Genomic DNA, 20,216 nt, shown 5'->3' on the forward strand with positions numbered 1-20,216 from the left:
ATAATCAGGAAAATACTATGTTGCCCGAATCCGCCCTTACGCAAATGTACCCCGTCATCATGACCCCCAGCCACGACGGAAAATATTTTCATAATTACGTCCTTTCGCTGCTCAACATCGTCCACACCAGCGCGCAAAACGGCTGGCCGCTGCAAGTGATGATGCAGCGCGGCGAAAGCCTGATTACCCGCGCGCGCAACAACTGCGTGGCGACCTTTATGGCGCACCCAGAATGGACGCACCTCTTCTGGATAGACTCCGACATCGGTTTTTCCGCCGAAGCGTTCTACCGCCTGCTGCTGGCGGATAAAGACGTGGTGGCGGGCATTTATCCGCTGAAACGGGAAAACTGGCCTGCCGAAGGCGTTCCCGCCGGCACGACGCAGGCGGATTTCGAGCGGATGTACACGTGCTACACCGTCAACACCGACGCTAAGGACGAAAACGGCGAAATCGTGCTGCGGGTAGATGAAGAAGGCTTTATGAAAGTCAATGACGCGCCGACCGGATTCATGGTCATCAAACGCGGCGTGTTCGAAAAAATGATGGCCGCCTATCCCGATCTGAACTACATCTCCGACAGCGACTACAACCGCGAAGACAACGGGCTGCACTACCGCTTCTTCGACTGCATGGTCGATCCCGAAAGCAAACGCTACCTTTCCGAAGACTACACGTTCTGCCGCCTGTGGCAGCAAATCGGCGGCGAAGTCTATGTCGACGTCCAATCCAACCTGACCCACCAAGGCGCGAAAATCTACCGCGGCGCGTTTGCCGATTCTCTGCAAACCAATGTCGCACAAGCCGTCTTCGCCCCCGCCGGCACGCCGATGAGTCTCGACCTCGCCGCCCCGCTCGCTTCCAACCCGCGCGGCGCAGAATAGCGTAAAAACAGGGAAAGATGCTTTAAGCAGGACCGGATGGCACTATATCTGCTGTATCGTTTGGTTTTCAGACGGCCTTGCCGCGTGAACTCGATTAAAAATAGGCTATCTTAACGGCTGCCCCTCCCGCCTATGCGCAGACGGGCATGACGGCAGACCGTCCGTATTTTTCCGTTTACCCAGGCAACCATTTTTCAGACGGCCTCCGTAAAAGGCCGTCTGAATCCGCCATCCACACAAAAGGAATCCCGTTTATGACCGATAATGTACTGCTTCATTTGGGTGAAAAACCCCGTTTCGACCAAATCCAAACCGCCGACATCAAACCCGCCCTGCAAACCGCCATCGCCGAGGCGCGCGCGCAGATTGCCGAAGTCAAAGCCCAAACGCACACCGACTGGGCAAACACCATCGAGCGTCTGACCGACATCACCGAACGCGTCGGCAGGATTTGGGGCGTGGTGTCGCACCTCAACTCTGTGGTCGACACACCCGAACTGCGCGCCGTCTATAACGAACTGATGCCCGAAATCACCGTCTTCTTCACCGGAATCGGACAAGACATCGAGCTGTACAACCGCTTCAAAACCATTAAAAATTCCCCCGAATTCGCCACCCTCTCCCCCGCACAGCAAACCAAGCTCAACCACGACCTGCGCGATTTCGTCCTCAGCGGCGCAGAATTGCCGCCCGAACAGCAGGCAGAACTGGCAAAACTGCAAACCGAAGGCGCGCAACTCTCCGCCAAATTCTCGCAAAACGTCTTAGACTCAACCGACGCCTTCGCCCTCTACTTCGACGCCGCCGCACCGCTTGCCGGCATTCCCGAAGACTCGCTCGCCATGTTTGCCGCCGCCGCGCAAAGCGAAGGCAAAACAGGCTACAAAATCGGTTTGCAGATTCCGCACTACCTCGCCGTCATCCAATACGCCGACAACCGCGATCTGCGCAAACAAATCTACCGCGCCTACGTTACCCGCGCCAGCGAACTTTCAGACGACGGCAAATTCGACAATACCGCCAACATCGACCGCACCCTCGAAAACGCCCTGCAAACCGCCAAACTGCTCGGCTTCAAAAACTACGCCGAGCTGTCGCTCTTCACCAAAATGGCTGACAGCCCCGAACAAGTTCTCACCTTCCTGCACGACCTCGCCCGCCGCGCCAAACCCTACGCCGAAAAAGACCTCGCCGAAGTCAAAGCCTTCGCCCGCGAACGCCTGAACCTCGCCGACCCGCAGCCGTGGGATTTGAGCTACGCCAGCGAAAAACTGCGCGAAGCCAAATACGCATTCAGCGAAACCGAAGTCAAAAAATACTTCCCCGTCGGCAAAGTTCTGGCAGGACTGTTCGCCCAAATCAAAAAACTCTACGGCATCGGATTCGCCGAAAAAACCGTTCCCGTCTGGCACAAAGACGTGCGCTACTTCGAGCTGGAGCAAAACGGCAAAACCATAGGCGGCGTCTATATGGACCTCTACGCCCGCGAAGGCAAACGCGGCGGCGCGTGGATGAACGACTACAAAGGCCGCCGCCGCTTCGCCGACGGCACGCTGCAACTGCCCACCGCCTACCTTGTCTGCAACTTCACCCCGCCCGTCGGCGGCAAAGAAGCCCGCCTGAGACATGACGAAATCCTCACCCTCTTCCACGAAACCGGCCACGGCCTGCACCACCTGCTCACCCAAGTGGACGAACTGGGCGTATCCGGCATCAACGGCGTCGAGTGGGACGCCGTCGAGCTGCCCAGCCAGTTTATGGAAAACTTCGTCTGGGAATACGACGTCTTGGCACAAATGTCCGCCCACGAAGAAACCGGCACTGCCCTGCCGAAAGAACTCTTCGACAAAATGCTCGCCGCCAAAAACTTCCAACGCGGCCTGTTCCTCGTCCGCCAGATGGAGTTCGCCCTCTTCGACATGACCATTTACAGCGAAGACGACGAAGGCCGTCTGAAAAACTGGCCGCAGGTTTTAGACAGCGTGCGCAAAGAAGTCGCCGTCATCCAACCGCCAGAATACAACCGCTTCGCCAACAGCTTCGGCCACATCTTCGCCGGCGGCTATTCCGCAGGCTATTACAGCTACGCATGGGCGGAAGTCCTCAGCGCCGACGCCTACGCCGCCTTTGAAGAAAGCGACGACGTCGCCGCCACAGGCAAACGCTTCTGGCAGGAAATCCTCGCCGTCGGCGGCTCCCGCAGCGCGGCGGAGTCCTTCAAAGCCTTCCGCGGACGCGAACCGAGCATAGACGCACTGCTGCGCCACAGCGGCTTCGACAACGCGGCTTGATAGTAAGGTTGATATAAAAATATAGCGGATTCGATATAGAAATGCCTGAATCGTCATTCCCGCGCAGGCGGGAATCCAGAACGTAAAGTTGAAGAAACCGTTTTACCCGATAAGTTCCTGTGCGGACAGGTCTGGATTCACGCCTGCGCGGGAATGACGAGGAAGATGTTTTTTATTTGAAATTTACTAAAAAAGGTCGTCTGAAAGTTTCAGACGGCCTTTATCGAAACCAATAGATATTGTTTTGTTACCATTGATGGGAGGTGTCAGAAATGACAGCATACACAGCACCTGAATTTAGGAAAGCTGCTTTTAATTGCCCGCATTGCGGGGCATATGCGCATATGGAATGGATTGGTATATATCAAGATCACGGACACAACGATAGAACAGCGATTCCATATACGTGTGCACTATGCCCGCATTGCAAGCAAATCAGTCTTTGGAAATCTTTTAAAGACTTTTTCTTAGGCGAAATGCTCTACCCTGATTTCGGCGCTACCCCCCTTCCCTCCGAAGACATGCCCGAGGATGTGAAAAAAGATTACGAAGAAGCTGCCCGAATTTTCATCAAATCGCCCCGAGGTGCAGCGGCATTACTGCGTTTAGGCTTACAAAAATTATGTATCCATTTGGGAGAAGAAGGAAAAAACATCAATACCGACATCAGGTCGCTGGTTGAAAAAGGCGTATTCTCAGGACAGGTTGTCAAAGTTGCCGATACTTTGCGGATTACTGGAAATAATGCCGTACATCCCGGTCAAATTTCAGATGCAGATTTTGATAAGGCTGCCGGAAAAATGTTCGACCTAATCAATTTCATTGTGAAGAAAGCCATTACCGAACCGAAAGAATTGGACGAGCTTTATCAGCTGATGCCCGAAAATGCAAGAAACGCCGCAGAAGCGCAAGACAAAAAGGCTTTGGAAGCCAAAACATAATATCCAGCCTAATTTATTTAGAACCTCCATTGTTTACTTCATGTATTAGAAATCTCATCTACCATGCACCCGCCCTATCCCGCCCAAAAGTTCCGCAACGTATCCTATATCCTGATGGGCATGGCCCTGCTTGCGGTGCTGTATTTCCATTTTCTGCCCCTTTTGCTCGCCGTCATCCTGACCTACGTCTTCATCACCAAGACCAACGGCCTGATTCTTTGGCTGCGCCGCCGTACGCTCACGCGCAATACGTTTCTGCACAAATCGCTCAACGCGCACAATATCAACCTGATTTCGACCACGCTGACCATAGGTATCGTGTTGACGGTTATCCTATTGATGTCGCTGGGGATTTACCACCTGATTCACGGCGGGCACATCACCGTGATGCTGACCAAGCTGGCGGCGATTCTGGAAGACACGAAAAACAGCAGCAGCCTGCCGCAGTCGGTTTTGAACATGCTGCCCAACAATACCGCCGAAATCAAAGCCTATGCGGTCAAATTGATTGAAGAATACAGCGCCGCGCTGACGCGCATCAGTAAAAACAGCTTCACCTCGTTCGTGTACATCCTTATCGGCATCATCATCGGCGCAATGCTCAGTTTCCACCGCCTCAACATGCGCAAAAACCGCCGCAAAATGCCGCCCTTCAAGGCAGAACTGGTGCGGCGGATTGTGAACTTCGAAACCAGCTTCGAGCGCGTGTTTCTGGCACAGGTCAAAATCTCGCTGATAGATACCGCGCTGACGGGCGTGTACCTTTATCTAATCCTGCCGCTTTTCGGCGTGGAGTTGCCGTTTAAAATAACCGTGTTGGTCATCGCCTTCATCGTCGGGCTGATTCCCGTGGCAGGCAACCTGATTTCCAACACCATCATTATCATCTTGAGCCTCGGTGCATCTTTATATGTAGCGGTCGCTTCGCTGGTGTTTCTGGTCGTCATCCACAAGCTCGAATACTTCCTGAACGCGAAAATCATCGGTTCGGAAATCGAATCAAGTGCATGGGAACTGCTGGTGGCGATGGTCGTGTTCGAACGGATTTTCGGCGTCGGCGGCATCATCGTCGCACCGGTTTATTATGCGTATCTGAAGAATGAGTTGAAACAGCAGAAGCTGATTTAGATAGGGTTTGAAATATAGATGAAAGGTCGTCTGAAAAGCTCGAAATAGGTTTTTCAGACGACCTTTTTCAGCTACAGCAACCTGATCCCTTCCCCCTGTCCGGCGGGGGAAGGCTAGGATGGGGGTGGCTTGCAAATATACGGAATAAGGGACAAGAGCCACCCTCTCCCCAACCCTCTCCCGCCGGACGGGAGAGGGGGCAGATTACTGAATACTGCCGTTACTGTTTCTTAAATATTTCATTATGTTTCTTTTCTGTCGGACGAAACAGCCGATTCAATCAGCCGCCGTCATTCCCGCGCAGGCGGGAATCCAGCTCTGAAAGGCCGCTGCAATTTTTAAAGATTTCCATAACTTCCAAAACCTAGATTCCCGCCTGCGCGGGAATGACGAAGCAGGTATTTTCCATTTTTATCTGCCAAAGAGGCCGTCTGAAAAGATTGAAATAGGTTTTCAGACGACCTCTTTCAGTTACAGCAACCTGATCCCTTCCCCCGTCCGGCGGGGGAAGGCTAGGATGGGGGTGGCTTGCGGATATACGGCATAAGGATCAAAGTCCCCCTCTTCCGACTCCCCTTTCACCAAACATGAGAGGGGGCGGATTCTCGTGGGCAAAGCCCACGCTACGGTTATCCCACAAATCAACACAATACCTCCCGCTATGGGCTTTCCACCAACTTTAGGCATTACCCGACGGCGTAGTGTGGGCTTTGCCCGCGAATCCTATCGTATTGAAGCGATAATAGATTTATAGTTTCGAAATACAAAAAGGTCGTCTGAAAATCCTCCAAAACAGGTTTTTCAAACGACCTTTTCTTCTCCTACGAATTCCAACCCGACTTCTAAATACTCGCGCTATGTCCCACCCGCACATGGCTGTGGTGGTCGCGGCCTTCGTGGTCGTAGTCGGATTTGAAGCCTTTAAGTACGACGTCTATGTCGTTTTCCTTGGCAAAGACGTTGGCGAAGTCTTCAATCAGTTCCAATACGTCGCCGGCGATGTAGGACGAGCGTTCGGCGTTGATGGTTACTTTGGAACCCGGGCGGATGTTTTTCAGGGTTTTCTTGATGGCGGCTTTGTTCAGGAACGAGACTTCTTCCGCCAGTTCCAAGCTGATTTCGTCAGCTTCGGCGAGTTCTTCGCGGCTGAGGTAGTAGGCGCGTTTCATGTTGCCCTGAAGGATGAAGATGATGCTGATGGCGAGCCCGATGCCGACGCCTTTGAGCAGGTCGAGCGCGACGACTGCGGCGAGGGTGGCGGCGAATGGGATGAACTGGTACAGCCCTTTATGCCAGAAATGCAGGAGGGTGGCGGGTTTTGCCAGTTTGTAGCCCACCAGCAGTAAGACGGCGGCGAGGGTGGACAGGGGGATCATGTTCAGGATAAAGGGAATCGCCAAAACACACACCAGCAACAGGACGCCGTGGATAACGGCAGACAGTTTGTGCGTCGCGCCTGCATTGGCATTGGCGGACGAACGCACGACGACGGAGGTGATGGGCAGGCCGCCGATGAGCGAGCTGACGATGTTGCCTGCGCCCTGCGCGCGCAATTCGCGGTTGGTGTCGGTGATGCGGCGGTGAATATCGAGACGGTCGGCGGCTTCGATGCAAAGCAGGGTTTCAATCGAGGCGACGATGGCGATGGTGATGCCGGTCATCCAAACGTAGCTGTTGCCGAAACCTGAAAAATTGGGCAGCGTGAGCATACCTGCGGCTTCGCGCCATGTGTCGGGGACGGGCAGTTGGACGAGTTGTCCGGCGGGAATGGCAAGGCTGCTGCCGCTGGCGACGAACCATTGGTTCATCAGTATCCCCGCGCCCACGGCAACCAGCGCGGCGGGCAGGGCTTTGATGTTTTTCAGCGCGGGGATTTTGTCCCATACGATTAGGATCGCCATCGACACGCCCGCTACCAAAAGGGAGCCTGTGTGGATGTCGGCGAACAGGGCGGCGGGGTCGGCGAGGCTGCCGTTGCTGCCCAAGGCAAACGGAATCTGTTTCATGATGATAATCACGCCGATGCCCGCCAACATGCCTTCGATAACGGACACGGGGATGTATTCGGCAAGGCTGCCGGCGCGGATGAAGCCGAGCAAAAGCTGGATGGCACCGGCGATTAAGCCCGCGCACAGAAACAGCTCGAACGAACCGAGTTCGGTAATCGCGGCAAGGATAATCGCCGCCAAGCCTGCGGCAGGACCGGACACGCTGATGTGCGAAGTGCTGAGGGAACCGATGACGATGCCGCCGACGATGCCCGCCAACACGCCGGACAACGGCGGCGCGCCGGAAGCAAGCGCGATGCCGAGGCACAACGGCAGGGCGACGAGGAAGACGACCAGCCCGGAAGCGAAATTGGACTTAAACAGGCTGCCCAAAGGCTGTTTTTTCTGATGGGGTTTCATGGTGAGGGGTACTCCTGATGTGTGTGTTTGTGTGTATGTTTTTTTGTATGGATGAAGCAGGGTTTCGGGAAGGAAAGGCCGTCTGAAAAAATCGGACATAGCGGATAAACTTATTTTTCAGCCGCCGGACAAACGCACCCGCCGTCCTTCCCGCGCAGGCGGGAATCCACCTTTGGGAGACGGTTTATCGAGTTTCACAAATATTGTTTATCGTCCGAACGGATTTCCGCCTGCGCGGGTAAGGACGGCAATTTTCCAAGCGATATTTTCAGACGGCCTCCGGCCTATCAACCCGCTTTCTTGCGCGCGTTGACCACCCATTCTGAATCGGTGAGGTTGTAGATTTTCTGGATGTCGGCGAGGATGTTTTTGAAGTCGATGTTCAAATCGATGAGGCGGCCGGTACGCAGGTCGAAGACCCAGCCGTGCACGATCGGATAACCGTCGAGCAGGTAGCGTTCCTGCACGCACGCCATTTTGATGACGTTGAGGCACTGCTCCTGCACGTTCAATTCGACCAGGCGGTCGTAGCGCAGGTGTCCGTCCTCAATCGCGTCCAATTCTTCCTGATGCAGGCGGTACACGTCGCGGATGCTGCGCAGCCACGGGTTCATCGAACCCAAATCCTGCGGTTTCATCGCCGCTTTGATGCCGCCGCAGTTGTAGTGGCCGCAGATGATGATATGTTTGACTTTCAGGTGCGACACGGCATATTCGATGGCGGAGGCGGCGTTCAAATCCAGACCGTGCACAAGGTTGGCGACGTTGCGGTGCACGAACACTTCGCCGGGTTCCAGCCCCATCATCCCTTCCGCCGCGACACGGCTGTCGGAACAGCCGATGTAGAGGTATTCGGGGTTTTGCCCGTCGGCAAGTTCTTTAAAATAATCGGGATACTGCTGTTTTTTCTGCTCCAGCCATTTGCGGTTGTTTTCAAAAATGACTTCGTATGATTGGCTCATTGCCGATTCCTTTCCTTGATATATTGTGTGTTTGTGTGTTTCGGAGTTGCCGCCTGCCTGAATGTCCGGCGGCACACCTGCATTGCGGTTTAAAAACGGCGTCGTGCCGCCGGATGGAAAAGCCGGAACCCGCGTGCGGCGGCAAGGCGCTCCGCGCAAGCCGGACGGTTGAGTGAGAAAGGAATAAACCCGTAGATTCGGGGCGTTTTATTGGTTATCGGCCGCCCCGTTTTTTAGAAAAACCGGCATTGTAGGTAGCCAAAATTAGAGAAAAATTAGCCCCGTGCGCCAAGGCTGCCTGTAAAGAAGCCATAACACGGTAAGAGGCCATCTGAAATCATTTTTTCAGACGGCCTCCTTACTAATCCTTACGCTTTACGGCATAATGGCGGACACGTTTTTGTAGGAGGGAGATAAATAATGTCTGCCAAAACCCCGTCGCTCTTCGGCGGCGCCATGATTATTGCCGGTACGGTCATCGGTGCGGGTATGCTCGCCAACCCGACCGCCACCTCCGGCGTCTGGTTTGCCGGTTCGCTGATTGTGTTGCTTTACACTTGGTTTTCCATGCTCTCCAGCGGCCTGATGATACTCGAAGTCAACACCCACTATCCGCACGGCGCCAGCTTCGACACCATGGTCAAAGACCTGCTCGGACCGATTTGGAACGTCATCAACGGCGTTGCCGTCGCCTTCGTTTTATATCTGCTCACCTACGCCTACATCTTCGTCGGCGGCGACTTGACCGCCAAAGGCCTGGGCAGCGCGGTGGGAAGCGACGTTTCGCTCACCGTCGGGCAACTCGTTTTCTTCGGTATCCTCGCGTTTTGCGTGTGGGCGTCGGCACGGCTGGTCGACCGCTTCACCAGCGTCCTCATCGGCGGCATGGTGCTGACCTTCATCTGGGCGACCGGCGGGCTGATTGCCGATGCCAAACTGCCCGTCCTCTTCGACACCCAAGCCCCCGCAGGCACGAGCTACTGGATTTACGCCGCCACCGCCCTGCCCGTCTGCCTCGCTTCCTTCGGCTTCCACGGCAACGTTTCCAGCCTGCTCAAATACTTTAAAGGCGACGCGCCCAGAGTGGCCAAATCCCTCTGGGCGGGCACGCTGGTCGCGCTGGTGATTTACGTCCTGTGGCAAATCGCCATCCAAGGCAACTTGCCGCGCAGCGAGTTCGCCCCCGTCATCGCCGCCGAAGGGCAAGTCTCCGTCCTCATCGAAACCCTGTCCAAATTCGCCCAAACCGGCAGCATGGACAAAGTGTTGACCCTCTTCTCCTACATGGCGATTGCCACTTCCTTCCTCGGCGTAACGCTCGGCCTGTTTGACTACATCGCCGACATCTTCAAATGGAACGACAGCGTGTCCGGCCGCACCAAAACCGCCGCCCTCACCTTCCTGCCGCCCCTGATTTCCTGCCTGCTGTTCCCCACCGGCTTCGTTACCGCCATCGGCTACGTCGGTCTGGCGGCAACCATTTGGACCGGCATCATCCCCGCCATGCTGCTCTACCGTTCGCGCAAAAAATTCGGCGCAGGCAAAAACTATAAGGTTTACGGCGGATTCGGGCTGATGGTTTGGGTTTTCCTCTTCGGCGTCGTCAACATCGCCGCGCAGGTATTGAGCCAGCTCGAACTCGTCCCCGTGTTCAAAGGCTGAGAGACCGTCTGAAACATCCGCGCAAAGCGTCAAACCGGCTTGCCGGCAAAGGCCGTCTGAAAATCGAATAAACAGTTTTCAGACGGCCTCGCGCATTTTTCCGTTACAATAACCCCATTGCGAACCATCCGCCATCCGTCCATGTACGACCACATCCGTTTCCACACCGAGGAAGACTATCCCGAAAACCTCCCGCCCGAAAACGCCGCCACCCACATCGGCATGTACTGGCAATGGGCGGCGCAGGCAGGGCTGGCCAACCCCGTCTGGCAGGCCGCCCCCGAAACCGCGGCAGACTTCGCCGCCATGCTCGAAGGCCGGTTCAGCGGCGCGCAATTCCTGCTCAAACACATGGACGGCGCGCTCACGCCCGACGACTTCAACCCCTTCGGCCAGAGTTTTACCTCCTATTACTACGATGACGAGGAAGAAGGCTACGGCGCCTTTATGGAAGACTACGTCCGCACCCTCGACACCCCGTCGCTCGGCGGCTTCTACTACGTCGAAGACTCCCCCGAAACCTACGCCAAACTCGCCCCCGTTTTTCAGACGGCCTTTGAAAAATGGAAAAGCAGCCTGGTCATGTAAGGCCGTCTGAAAGAACCGATACCGATTATGCAGATTACGCAGAAAAGCAAAACCGACATCGCCATCAACTGTTTCCGTCGCGGCGGCGGCATGGAAAGCTATACCTTCGACCTTGTGCGCGGCCTGCGCGCGCGCGGCGCAGAGATTGCCGTTTACGCCGCCCAGACCGATCCCGCCGTTCCCGAATACAACCAAGTGGAAATACACCGCATCAACCAGCAGATTATCCCCAAAAAGCTGCGCCCCTACTTTTTCACCCGCCAGCTTGCACATGCGCGGCGCGGCCGAAATGTCCCGCTCATCGCCTGCAACCCCAGCGACCATGCCGACATATTCGTCTGCGGCGGTACACACCTAGGCTATCTGCACAACATGGGCGAACGGCCCGGCCTGCTCGACCGCCTCACCATCCGCCGCAACCGCAGCAACTACGTGACGGCCAAATCCATCATGGCACATTCGCACCTGATGCAGCGCGAACTGACCGGACTCTACGGCGTGCCGCCCGAAAAAATCCGCGTCATCCATCCGCCCGCCGACACCGCCCGCTTCTATCCCGCCCCCGATGAAACCGCCGCCGTCCGCGCGAAATACGGCTTTCGGGACGACGAAACCGTGTTCCTGTTCCCCTCGACCGGCCACAAGCGCAAAGGACTCGATTTGCTGGCGGACTTTTTCGAACACACCGACCTGCCCGTCAAACTCGCCGTCGCCGGTTCGCCGCTGCCGCGCCCCATGAAAAACGTCGTCGGGCTGGGTTTCTGCACAAACATGCCCGAACTCTACCGCGCCGCCGATTTCACCGTCATGGCGTCCCTGTACGAACCTTTCGGACTGGTCGGCGTCGAATCCGTCTTGTGCGGCACACGCGTCGTCCTCTCCGACAACATGGCCTGTACCGAAGTCATGAACGATGAAGCAGGCTTTTTCTTCTCGCGCAGCCGCCCCGAAACACTGGCCCAGGCCGTCGCCCAAGCGGCCGCACTCAAACAGCAGGGCCGCCACAAAATCACCGACCCGATGCAGGCTTTGACTTATAATCCGACCTTGGAGCACCACATCAACCAAACCGTCACCATGTTGGAGGCCGTCTGAAAAATACAGAACGCCCGAAAAATCCGTTTGCAGACGGCATCCGTACCCAAACAGGCACAAAGGCCGTCTGAAAACCACCATCAGGAACACCCATGAAACTCATCATCCTCGACCGCGACGGCGTCATCAACCAAGACCGCGACGACTTCGTCAAATCCGCCGACGAATGGATACCCATAGAAGGCAGCATGGACGCCATCGCCTTCCTCACCCAGGCAGGTTACACCGTCGCCGTCGCCACCAACCAATCCGGCATCGGCCGCAAATACTTCACCGTCCAAGACCTGACCGAAATGCACGCCAAAATGCACCGCCTCGCCGTACAGGCGGGCGGCGCCATCGACGGCATCTGGTTCTGCCCGCACACTGCCGCCGACAACTGCGACTGCCGCAAACCCAAGCCCGGCATGATTTGCGACATCCTCGAACGCTTCAAAGCCGACCCCGCCGAAACCTGGCTGGTCGGCGACAGCCTGCGCGACCTGCAAGCCGTCGACGCCGCCGGCGGCAAACCCGCACTGGTACTGACCGGCAAAGGCAAGAAAACCTTGTCCGAACACGAAAACGAGCTGCCCGAAAACACCCAAATCTTCGACAACCTGCTCGCCTTCTCACAGTACATCATGCACGAAGCCGCACAAGACCGTGCAGACGGGCAGGCAAACCCGTAACAGCCGTATTCAGCAATCGGCCCCTCTCCCGTCCGTCCGGCGGGAAAGGGTCGGGGAAAGGATGGCCCTACGGCCTTTATGCCGCGTATCCGCCCCCAGCCTAACCTCCCCCCCACTGGACGGAGGAAAGAACAAGATTGCCGTTGCAGTTTAGTTATAGAGACCGTCTGAAACCTTGTCCGCGGCCAAATTTTCAGACGGCCTTCGCAAAAAAGAAACCTAAACAGCCGTCATTCCTGCCCCCGCCTACGCGGGGGCAGGCTGCGGCGAAAATCCGGAGATTTGAGATTACAGTAACCTTTGCATATTTCTGAATACTGACAGTCTGGATTCCCGCCTGCGCGGGAATGACGAAATGAGTGTTCCTGATTTGAAGGTTACTATATATTTTGTCCCATCCCGTTTTCAGACGACCCATCCGACAGGTAGAAACATGCTCCTCATCCGTAACCTGACCTACTGGTTCATCCTCAGCACCAGCCTGATTTTACTTTTCCCCTTCATGCTCCTCGCCCTGCCCTTCCAAGGCGGCGCGCACAAAATGGCGCAAATTTGGGTACGCATCCTCAACTGGTCGCTCAAACACATCATCGGACTCAAATACCGCCTCATCGGTGCCGAAAACATCCCCGACCGCCCCTCCATCATCTGCGCCAAACACCAAAGCGGCTGGGAAACCCTCGCCCTGCAAGAAATCTTCCCGCCGCAGGTTTACGTCGCCAAACGCGAATTGTTCAAAATCCCCTTCTTCGGCTGGGGACTGAAACTCGTCAAAACCATAGGCATAGACCGCAGCAACAGCCGCGAAGCCAGCAAACAACTGATGGAACAAGGCATGGCGCGCAAAAACGAAGGCTACTGGATCACCATCTTCCCCGAAGGCACACGCCTGCCGCCCGGCGAAAAAGGCCGCTACAAACTCGGCGGCGCGCGCATGGCGAAAATGTTTGAAATGGACATCGTCCCCGTCTCCCTCAACAGCGGCGAATTTTGGCCGAAAAACGCCTTCCTCAAACACCCCGGCACCATCACCGTCGTCATCAACCCCGTTATCCCACACAACAGCGGTACGGAAGCCGAATTGATGGCAGAATGCGAGAAACGGATTGAAACGCAACAACCCCTTATCGAAGGAAAAGGACCGTTTGCCGTCGCAAAGGTCGTCTGAAAACGCAGATTCGCCCCGACACCAACCCAATCCATGTCCCGACACTACGCACACACCCTTTCAGACGGCCAGTCCATCCGAATCCGGCTCCAACGCAGCGCCAAGAAAAACCTCATCCTGCGCCCCGTATCCCGCGACACCGTCAGCATCAACGTTCCCCCGTTTGTCAGCCATCGCTTTCTCGCCCAATGGCTGACCGACAACGAACCGCTCTTGCGCCGCACCCTCGCCCAAGCCCCGACCGCCGCCGTATCCGCCGACACCCTTCCCGAATGGATTTGGTATCAAGGCGTTCAGACGACCCTGTCCGTCCACAGCGGCAGCCACATCCAAATCAGGCCGTCTGAAATCCTGCTGCCCGAAAAAGAACCCTCCGCCCAACTGACCCACCTGCGCCGCTTCCTGCACGAACGCGCCCGCGAATACCTGCTGCCGCGCCTCGAACACCACGCCCGCGCCACCGCCCTCATTCCCGCCGCGACCGCCCTCTCCAACGCCAAAACCTTCTGGGGCGTCTGCCGCCACACCACCGGCATCCGCCTCAACTGGCGGCTCATCGGCGCGCCCGATTATGTCGCAGACTACATCTGCATCCACGAACTCTGCCACCTGCCCCACCCCGACCACAGCCCGCAGTTTTGGGCAACCGTCAACCGCCTCACCCCGCATACCCAAGCCGCCAAAACATGGCTGAAAGCCCACGGCCGCGAATTGTTTTTCCTCGGCTGAACCTGAAACAGGCCGTCTGAAAACCCGAATCCCACCCGCCGCATATACCGCAACGCCGCCCTACCCCTTGCACCTGAAGCACGATTGTTTTAAAGTTAACGCCAGTTTTTAACCGGAAGAAAACCATGAAAATCACCGTCCTCGGCGCAGGCTCGTGGGGCACCGCCCTCGCCCTCCATTTCTCCCAACACGGCAACGAAGTCGCCCTGTGGTCGCGCAACACAGCATATATGAAAGAACTCCAGGCCGACCGCGAAAACAAAAAAGGGCTGCCCGGTTTCACTTTCCCCGACACACTGTACGTCCATACCGACTTAGGCGAAGCGTTGAAAGGTTCCGAGCTCGCCATCATCGCCACATCCGTAGCCGGCCTGCGCGACAGCGCCGCCCTGCTCAAACAACATGACGCCGCCCATCTGCCCGTACTGGCCGCCTGCAAAGGTTTCGAACAAGACACCGGCCTGCTGACCTTCCAGGTCGTCAAAGACGTATTGCCCGCCAACAAAAAAATCGGCGTACTCTCAGGCCCCAGCTTCGCACAAGAGCTGGCGCAACAACTTCCCTGTGCCGTCGTCCTCGCCTCCGAAAACAAAGAATGGATTGAAGAACTGATCCCGCAGCTCAACACCGGCGTGATGCGGCTGTACGGCAGCGACGACGCCGTCGGCGTAGCAGTCGGCGGCGCAGTGAAAAACATCATGGCCATCGCCACCGGCCTTTCAGACGGCCTCGAATACGGCCTCAACGCCCGCGCAGCCCTCGTTACCCGCGGCTTGGCAGAAATCACCCGCCTGGCCGTCGCCATGGGTGCCCAACCCAAAACCCTGATGGGGCTTGCAGGCATCGGCGACCTGATATTGACCTGCACTGGCGCACTCTCGCGCAACCGCCGCGTCGGCCTGGGTTTGGCCGAAGGCAAAGAACTGCACCAAGTATTAATGGAAATCGGCCACGTCTCCGAAGGTGTCAGCACCATCGAAGAAGTGTTCAACACCGCCGCCAAATACCAAATCGACATGCCCATCACCCAAACCCTGCTCCAACTCATCCGTAAAGAAATGACCCCGCAGCAAGTGGTCGAAAGACTGATGGAACGCAACGCGCGTTTCGAATAAAACAACACAAAAAACCCGCCCCAAACCGTCAGGCCGTCTGAAAACGCCGCACAGCAGCTTTCAGACGGCCTTTCATTGACAGCGGGTCAACATCTCACTATGCTTACAACCAACTCGAACCTTTCAGAATCATGAATCATGAATCACTCACTCGACAAACTGGAAATCAGCGTTTACCAGCTCGCCCAGAAGTTTGAAACACTGATAGGCGAAAACAGCCGCCTCAACGAAGAAATCACCCGCCTCAAACTCGAACAGGAAAAACAAAAAGCCGCCCACGAAAACGCCGTAGACGAACTGAGCGAGGCCTTATTGGTACAAGTCGGCAAACTGAAAGAAGACCTGCAAGGCAAAATCGACCGGCTCAACATCGAAAAAGACCAATACCGCAGCGCATTAGCCCAAAGCGCCGCACAAATCCGCCGTCTGCTGGCACGCCTGCCCAAAGAAGAACAACCGCAATAAGGACACAACATGAGCCTCGAACAAGTCAGCCTTGACATCATGAATGTCAACTTCAACATCAACACCCCGGCGGAAGAAAAAGACACCCTACTCCAAGCCGTTGATATGCTGAACAAAAAAATCGAAACCATCCGTCAGAACGGCCGCATCGTCGGTACCGACAAAATTGCCATTATGGCCGCACTCAACGTCGTCCACGACCTACTGAAAATGAGCATGAAAGACGGTTTGGCAATCGGCGAGTTTGAGCGTAAAATAACTGACATGACTAATGCTTGCGACAAAGCATTATCACGTCTCGGATAGAGCATTTCCCTTTTTCCCTGCGGTGTCCGCAAAGGCATACATTCCTTTGAACCAATAAGTTCGCTTAAGGTTGCCGGGAGTAGCAGTGGGCGCGAGCGTCTCTCTTGAGAAGCACCCGAAACTGCCCGAGGTAACCACCTTGTCAGCAAGGTTCAAGCGGATTCAGCCGAAACGGCATCTGCGGGGAATCCCATAACGGCAAAAAAGCGGCAGCAAAAATACGCTGCCGCTTCCGTTTTGCCGGTATCATCCGCTACTAATCCGCAAACACCTTTCCGGCTAAGGCCATACATAATTTTCAGACGGCCTCAACACGATTGACAAAACCCAATCCCACCTTTAGAATTCATAACTTTCTATATCTATCTGGATTTCCACTATGAAAACCTTTTCAGCGAAACCGCACGAGGTGAAGCGCGAATGGTTTGTAATCGATGCCGAAGACAAAGTCTTGGGCCGAGTTGCCGCCGAAGTCGCACACCGCCTGCGCGGCAAACACAAACCCGAATACACCCCGCACGTTGATACCGGTGATTACATTATCGTCATCAATGCCGACAAACTGCGCGTAACCGGTGCCAAATTCGAGGACAAAAAATACTACCGCCATTCCGGTTTCCCCGGCGGCATTTACGAGCGTACCTTCCGCGAAATGCAAGAACAATTCCCTGGCCGCGCACTGGAGCAAGCCGTTAAAGGCATGCTGCCGAAAGGCCCGCTGGGTTACGCCATGATTAAAAAACTGAAAGTGTACGCAGGCGCAGAACACGCGCATGCCGCACAACAGCCTAAAACTCTAGAATTGAAATAAGGACGAGACATGAACGGTAAATATTACTACGGCACAGGACGCCGCAAAAGTTCAGTAGCTCGCGTATTCCTGCAAAAAGGTAGCGGCCAGATTATCGTAAACGGCCGCCCCGTTGACGAATTTTTCTCACGCGAAACCAGTCGCATGGTTGTTCGCCAGCCTTTGGTTCTGACTGAAAATGCCGAATCCTTCGACATCAAAGTAAACGTAGTCGGTGGCGGCGAAACAGGTCAATCCGGTGCTATCCGCCACGGCATTACCCGCGCATTGATTGATTTTGATGCTGCTTTAAAACCGGCTCTGTCTCAAGCTGGTTTTGTTACCCGCGATGCCCGCGAAGTTGAACGTAAAAAACCAGGTCTGCGCAAAGCTCGCCGCGCAAAACAATTCTCAAAACGTTAATCCCGTTTCTATTTCAAAACCCTGCTTCTCGCAGGGTTTTTATTTTATCACGTCATACCGACACCGTTATTAAATTCACCAACAGAACCAAACATATGAAAAATCACGCAATAATAAAAGACGCACCAACCGAATCTCGGTATATTTCCTAATTGTATGGTAAACCGTAGGGAATGAATTGGTAACAATCGAATACGTACCAAATAATATTTAGATATCACTCAAATTAAATCCAATAGATGATATGAAAGGAAATTTATGGGCTGGCTGAGTACCATTTTAGTCGGATTTATCGTCGGGGTTTTAGCCAAATTTTTCCACCCCGGAAATGATAATTTAGGCTTTATTATGACTACCATCTTAGGCATCGCAGGTGCCACCCTAGCTGGGTTTATCGGTCAAAATGCCGGTTGGTATCAAGTTGGTGAAACAGCGGGATGGATTGCTTCTACAATATGCGCGGTCATTATCCTTGCTATTTATACTCATTTAATTAAAAAACGATAGTCGTTATTTTCTATCCTAGCAGGTTCGCGTATTGCGGAGCCTGCTTTTCTGCATTTTAAATAATTATTATGTATAAACAAACCCTTCAGTACCTAAAATCAATCGTTCAGGCACTTATTGTTTTTTGCCTCCTATCTACCTTAATGGATTGGTATCGCCAACCAGCCCAACCGCCTATATCCCCTTCTCAAACATTAATTACGCTATCCAACCAACCTGTTACCTTAAACAATTTTAGCCGAAACCGCATAAGCCTCCTCTATTTCTGGGGTAGTTGGTGCGGAATATGCAAATATACATCTCCCTCTGTCGAGGCATTACATCAAGACGGTATCCCTGTAATCAGCATCGCCCTAAAATCAGGCTCGGATCGAGAAATCACTACCTACATGCAAAACTACGGAATGCACTTTCAAACCGTAAACGATTCAGACGGCCTCATTGCGAACCAATGGCAAATATCTGCTACTCCCACCATCATATTCATCAAAGATGGACAAATGATATCCAGCACAACAGGCATTAGCAGTTATTGGGGCTTACGCGGCAAAATCTGGCTGAAAAATCTTTTAGGCTAACTCATCGGAGGAATACCGTTCGTTCTCCACTCCTTCAAGCATAACTAAATTACCTTATTCATACAAACTCCCTGAAATACCAGCTTTGTTTACCAAGCAAACAAGTGAATTTGTCTTTAAGACCATATGATTTCGTTGAGCTTTTCAAAAAAATAGACTAAGATTATTAAACAAGGCAATAGATTAATATTATTATTAAAATAAATTTGCCAGCATCCCTAAAAACGGTTGTCTTAAGCCAATCATTTCAATATAAACCTTGCCACAACGCTTCATCATCGTCTGATTTTTGGTAATCATGGAGACTAAAATAATGCCTACCCAATCCAAACACGCGTCCATAAACATCGGGCTTATTCAGGCACGAGAAGCTTTAATGACACAATTTCGCCCTATTTTGAATCAAGCCAATATTACAGATCAACAATGGCGAATTATCCGTTTATTGGCCGAAAATGGTACGCTTGATTTCCAAGACTTAGCCAATAAAGCCTGTATTCTACGTCCTAGCCTGACAGGTATTTTAACCCGTTTGGAAAAAGCCGGAATGGCCGTGCGCCTAAAACCGTCAAATGACCAGCGCCGTGTATTTCTAAAACTGACTCAAGAAGGTGAGAAACTTTACCAAAGTATTGGTGAAAAAGTTGACGAACGCTATGACGCGATTGAAAATGTATTTTCAAAAGAAAAATTGGAGAAACTAAAAGAACTACTAACCGAATTAGCAATGATCGAAAAATCACTGAAATAAAAACAAAACCATACCGAATGACACTCCCTACACACACCTTCAAGCAGTCTTTTCGAGATGCGATGGCATCTTGTGCCTCAGGCGTTCATGTCATCACCACAGATGGGGCTGCTGGACGCTACGGCATTACCATGACTGCCGTTACCTCAGTTACAGACGAACCGCCTACCATGATGCTGTGCATCAACCGAGAGGCAGGTATTATTCCTGTATTACTGGCAAACCGAGACTTATGCATAAACACACTATCTCACAAACAGCAAGATATCGCAGAACATTTTGCCGGAATGACCAACCTCTCCCCTGAAGAACGTTTCACATACCACATATGGAACCGAGGTCAGAATGGTCAATTAGAAGTAGAAGGGGCGCTAGCCCAGCTACACGGAAGTATTATTGCCCAGAAGGAAATGGGGACACACTTTGTCTTTTTCGCGCAAATCAACGAAATCAAAACATTAAACACCCGCTCTCCCGCTTTACTTTATTTCCGTAGATCGTTCAGATCATTAGATTAAAGTAGGTTATCCTGAAATTTTCAGACGACCTTTTTTTCAATAACGACAAACGTCTAAAAATGAAAGAGGCATTCCAATATCCATCCTCCAAGACAAACCTTTGCCAACTAAGCAACCTTTTTGTTGCCATTCAATAATTCCAAATTATGTTTATCGAATCAATAATCATTGATAATCTATTTGTATATCAAATAAGGTAAACTACTATTTATTGCGTTTGGATTAATTTCCTCCAA

At 53.6% G+C, this 20,216-nt stretch carries 21 protein-coding genes and 1 other RNA gene; 20 read left to right on the forward strand and 2 right to left on the reverse strand.

The genetic code is table 11. The annotated features are described in order from the left end of the window. Window positions 1-17: 17 nt before the first annotated feature. The 4 genes from ACI43T_RS01140 (at window position 18) to ACI43T_RS01155 (ending at window position 5,244) form a co-directional block, all read left to right on the forward strand. Window positions 18-884 (forward strand): hypothetical protein, encoded by an 867-nt coding sequence (locus ACI43T_RS01140; protein ID WP_405385300.1) that lies wholly within the window; start codon window positions 18-20, stop codon window positions 882-884. 254 nt (window positions 885-1,138) lie between these two features. Next, window positions 1,139-3,175, forward strand: coding sequence for a M3 family metallopeptidase (locus tag ACI43T_RS01145; protein ID WP_405385301.1), 2,037 nt, complete (start codon window positions 1,139-1,141; stop codon window positions 3,173-3,175). 272 nt (window positions 3,176-3,447) lie between these two features. Next, window positions 3,448-4,116 (forward strand): DUF4145 domain-containing protein, encoded by a 669-nt coding sequence (locus ACI43T_RS01150; protein ID WP_405385302.1) that lies wholly within the window; start codon window positions 3,448-3,450, stop codon window positions 4,114-4,116. Between the two features lie 63 nt (window positions 4,117-4,179). Continuing rightward, window positions 4,180-5,244 (forward strand): AI-2E family transporter, encoded by a 1,065-nt coding sequence (locus tag ACI43T_RS01155; RefSeq protein ID WP_297953718.1) that lies wholly within the window; start codon window positions 4,180-4,182, stop codon window positions 5,242-5,244. A gap of 842 nt (window positions 5,245-6,086) precedes the next feature. Here the strand turns inward: ACI43T_RS01155 and ACI43T_RS01160 are convergent. After that, complete coding sequence (locus ACI43T_RS01160; protein ID WP_405385303.1) at window positions 6,087-7,652, reverse strand: SulP family inorganic anion transporter; 1,566 nt, start codon at window positions 7,650-7,652, stop codon at window positions 6,087-6,089. 287 nt (window positions 7,653-7,939) lie between these two features. After that, window positions 7,940-8,614, reverse strand: a complete 675-nt coding sequence (locus tag ACI43T_RS01165) for a carbonic anhydrase (protein WP_405385304.1) — start codon at window positions 8,612-8,614, stop codon at window positions 7,940-7,942. Between the two features lie 420 nt (window positions 8,615-9,034). Between ACI43T_RS01165 and ACI43T_RS01170 the strand changes: the two genes are divergently transcribed. The 16 genes from ACI43T_RS01170 (at window position 9,035) to hpaC (ending at window position 19,980) form a co-directional block, all read left to right on the forward strand. Next, window positions 9,035-10,276 (forward strand): aromatic amino acid transporter, encoded by a 1,242-nt coding sequence (locus ACI43T_RS01170; protein WP_405385305.1) that lies wholly within the window; start codon window positions 9,035-9,037, stop codon window positions 10,274-10,276. Window positions 10,277-10,417: 141 nt separating this feature from the next. Further along, entirely contained in the window at window positions 10,418-10,864 is a 447-nt protein-coding gene (locus ACI43T_RS01175) for a DUF7832 domain-containing protein (RefSeq protein WP_308024738.1), read from the forward strand. Window positions 10,865-10,891: 27 nt separating this feature from the next. Continuing rightward, the gene (locus ACI43T_RS01180; protein ID WP_405385306.1) at window positions 10,892-11,959 is read left to right on the forward strand and encodes a glycosyltransferase family 4 protein; all 1,068 of its coding nucleotides are present in this window, start codon (window positions 10,892-10,894) and stop codon (window positions 11,957-11,959) included. Window positions 11,960-12,051: 92 nt separating this feature from the next. Further along, window positions 12,052-12,630: a D-glycero-beta-D-manno-heptose 1,7-bisphosphate 7-phosphatase gene (gene gmhB, locus ACI43T_RS01185; protein WP_377080568.1), complete on the forward strand. Its 579-nt coding sequence runs from the start codon at window positions 12,052-12,054 to the stop codon at window positions 12,628-12,630. A gap of 433 nt (window positions 12,631-13,063) precedes the next feature. Continuing rightward, window positions 13,064-13,798 (forward strand): lysophospholipid acyltransferase family protein, encoded by a 735-nt coding sequence (locus ACI43T_RS01190; protein WP_377080571.1) that lies wholly within the window; start codon window positions 13,064-13,066, stop codon window positions 13,796-13,798. A gap of 33 nt (window positions 13,799-13,831) precedes the next feature. After that, the gene (locus ACI43T_RS01195) at window positions 13,832-14,527 is read left to right on the forward strand and encodes a M48 family metallopeptidase (protein WP_377080574.1); all 696 of its coding nucleotides are present in this window, start codon (window positions 13,832-13,834) and stop codon (window positions 14,525-14,527) included. A gap of 125 nt (window positions 14,528-14,652) precedes the next feature. Next, window positions 14,653-15,642: an NAD(P)H-dependent glycerol-3-phosphate dehydrogenase gene (locus ACI43T_RS01200; protein WP_377080577.1), complete on the forward strand. Its 990-nt coding sequence runs from the start codon at window positions 14,653-14,655 to the stop codon at window positions 15,640-15,642. Between the two features lie 138 nt (window positions 15,643-15,780). Continuing rightward, window positions 15,781-16,107 carry a hypothetical protein gene (locus tag ACI43T_RS01205; RefSeq protein ID WP_314107339.1) on the forward strand — a complete coding sequence of 109 codons (327 nt, stop codon included), beginning with the start codon at window positions 15,781-15,783 and terminating at the stop codon, window positions 16,105-16,107. Between the two features lie 9 nt (window positions 16,108-16,116). Continuing rightward, the gene (locus ACI43T_RS01210) at window positions 16,117-16,413 is read left to right on the forward strand and encodes a cell division protein ZapA (RefSeq protein WP_009174305.1); all 297 of its coding nucleotides are present in this window, start codon (window positions 16,117-16,119) and stop codon (window positions 16,411-16,413) included. Window positions 16,414-16,424: 11 nt separating this feature from the next. After that, window positions 16,425-16,604, forward strand: a non-coding RNA gene (gene ssrS, locus ACI43T_RS01215) — 6S RNA. A 188-nt stretch (window positions 16,605-16,792) separates the two neighbouring features. Further along, complete coding sequence (gene rplM / locus ACI43T_RS01220; RefSeq protein WP_009174306.1) at window positions 16,793-17,224, forward strand: 50S ribosomal protein L13; 432 nt, start codon at window positions 16,793-16,795, stop codon at window positions 17,222-17,224. Window positions 17,225-17,233: 9 nt separating this feature from the next. Then, window positions 17,234-17,626, forward strand: coding sequence for a 30S ribosomal protein S9 (gene rpsI / locus ACI43T_RS01225; RefSeq protein WP_009174307.1), 393 nt, complete (start codon window positions 17,234-17,236; stop codon window positions 17,624-17,626). A 258-nt stretch (window positions 17,627-17,884) separates the two neighbouring features. Then, the gene (locus ACI43T_RS01230; RefSeq protein ID WP_009174308.1) at window positions 17,885-18,133 is read left to right on the forward strand and encodes a GlsB/YeaQ/YmgE family stress response membrane protein; all 249 of its coding nucleotides are present in this window, start codon (window positions 17,885-17,887) and stop codon (window positions 18,131-18,133) included. Window positions 18,134-18,201: 68 nt separating this feature from the next. Next, window positions 18,202-18,711, forward strand: a complete 510-nt coding sequence (locus ACI43T_RS01235; RefSeq protein WP_405385308.1) for a protein disulfide oxidoreductase — start codon at window positions 18,202-18,204, stop codon at window positions 18,709-18,711. Between the two features lie 313 nt (window positions 18,712-19,024). Continuing rightward, on the forward strand, window positions 19,025-19,462 hold the full coding sequence (hpaR, locus tag ACI43T_RS01240) for a homoprotocatechuate degradation operon regulator HpaR (protein WP_009174310.1): 438 nt from the start codon (window positions 19,025-19,027) through the stop codon (window positions 19,460-19,462). A 17-nt stretch (window positions 19,463-19,479) separates the two neighbouring features. Next, window positions 19,480-19,980, forward strand: a complete 501-nt coding sequence (gene hpaC, locus ACI43T_RS01245; RefSeq protein WP_308022287.1) for a 4-hydroxyphenylacetate 3-monooxygenase, reductase component — start codon at window positions 19,480-19,482, stop codon at window positions 19,978-19,980. The last annotated feature ends 236 nt before the right edge of the window (window positions 19,981-20,216 follow it).

The organism is Neisseria oralis (genome assembly GCF_045062685.1).
GTDB classification, from domain to species: domain Bacteria; phylum Pseudomonadota; class Gammaproteobacteria; order Burkholderiales; family Neisseriaceae; genus Neisseria; species Neisseria oralis.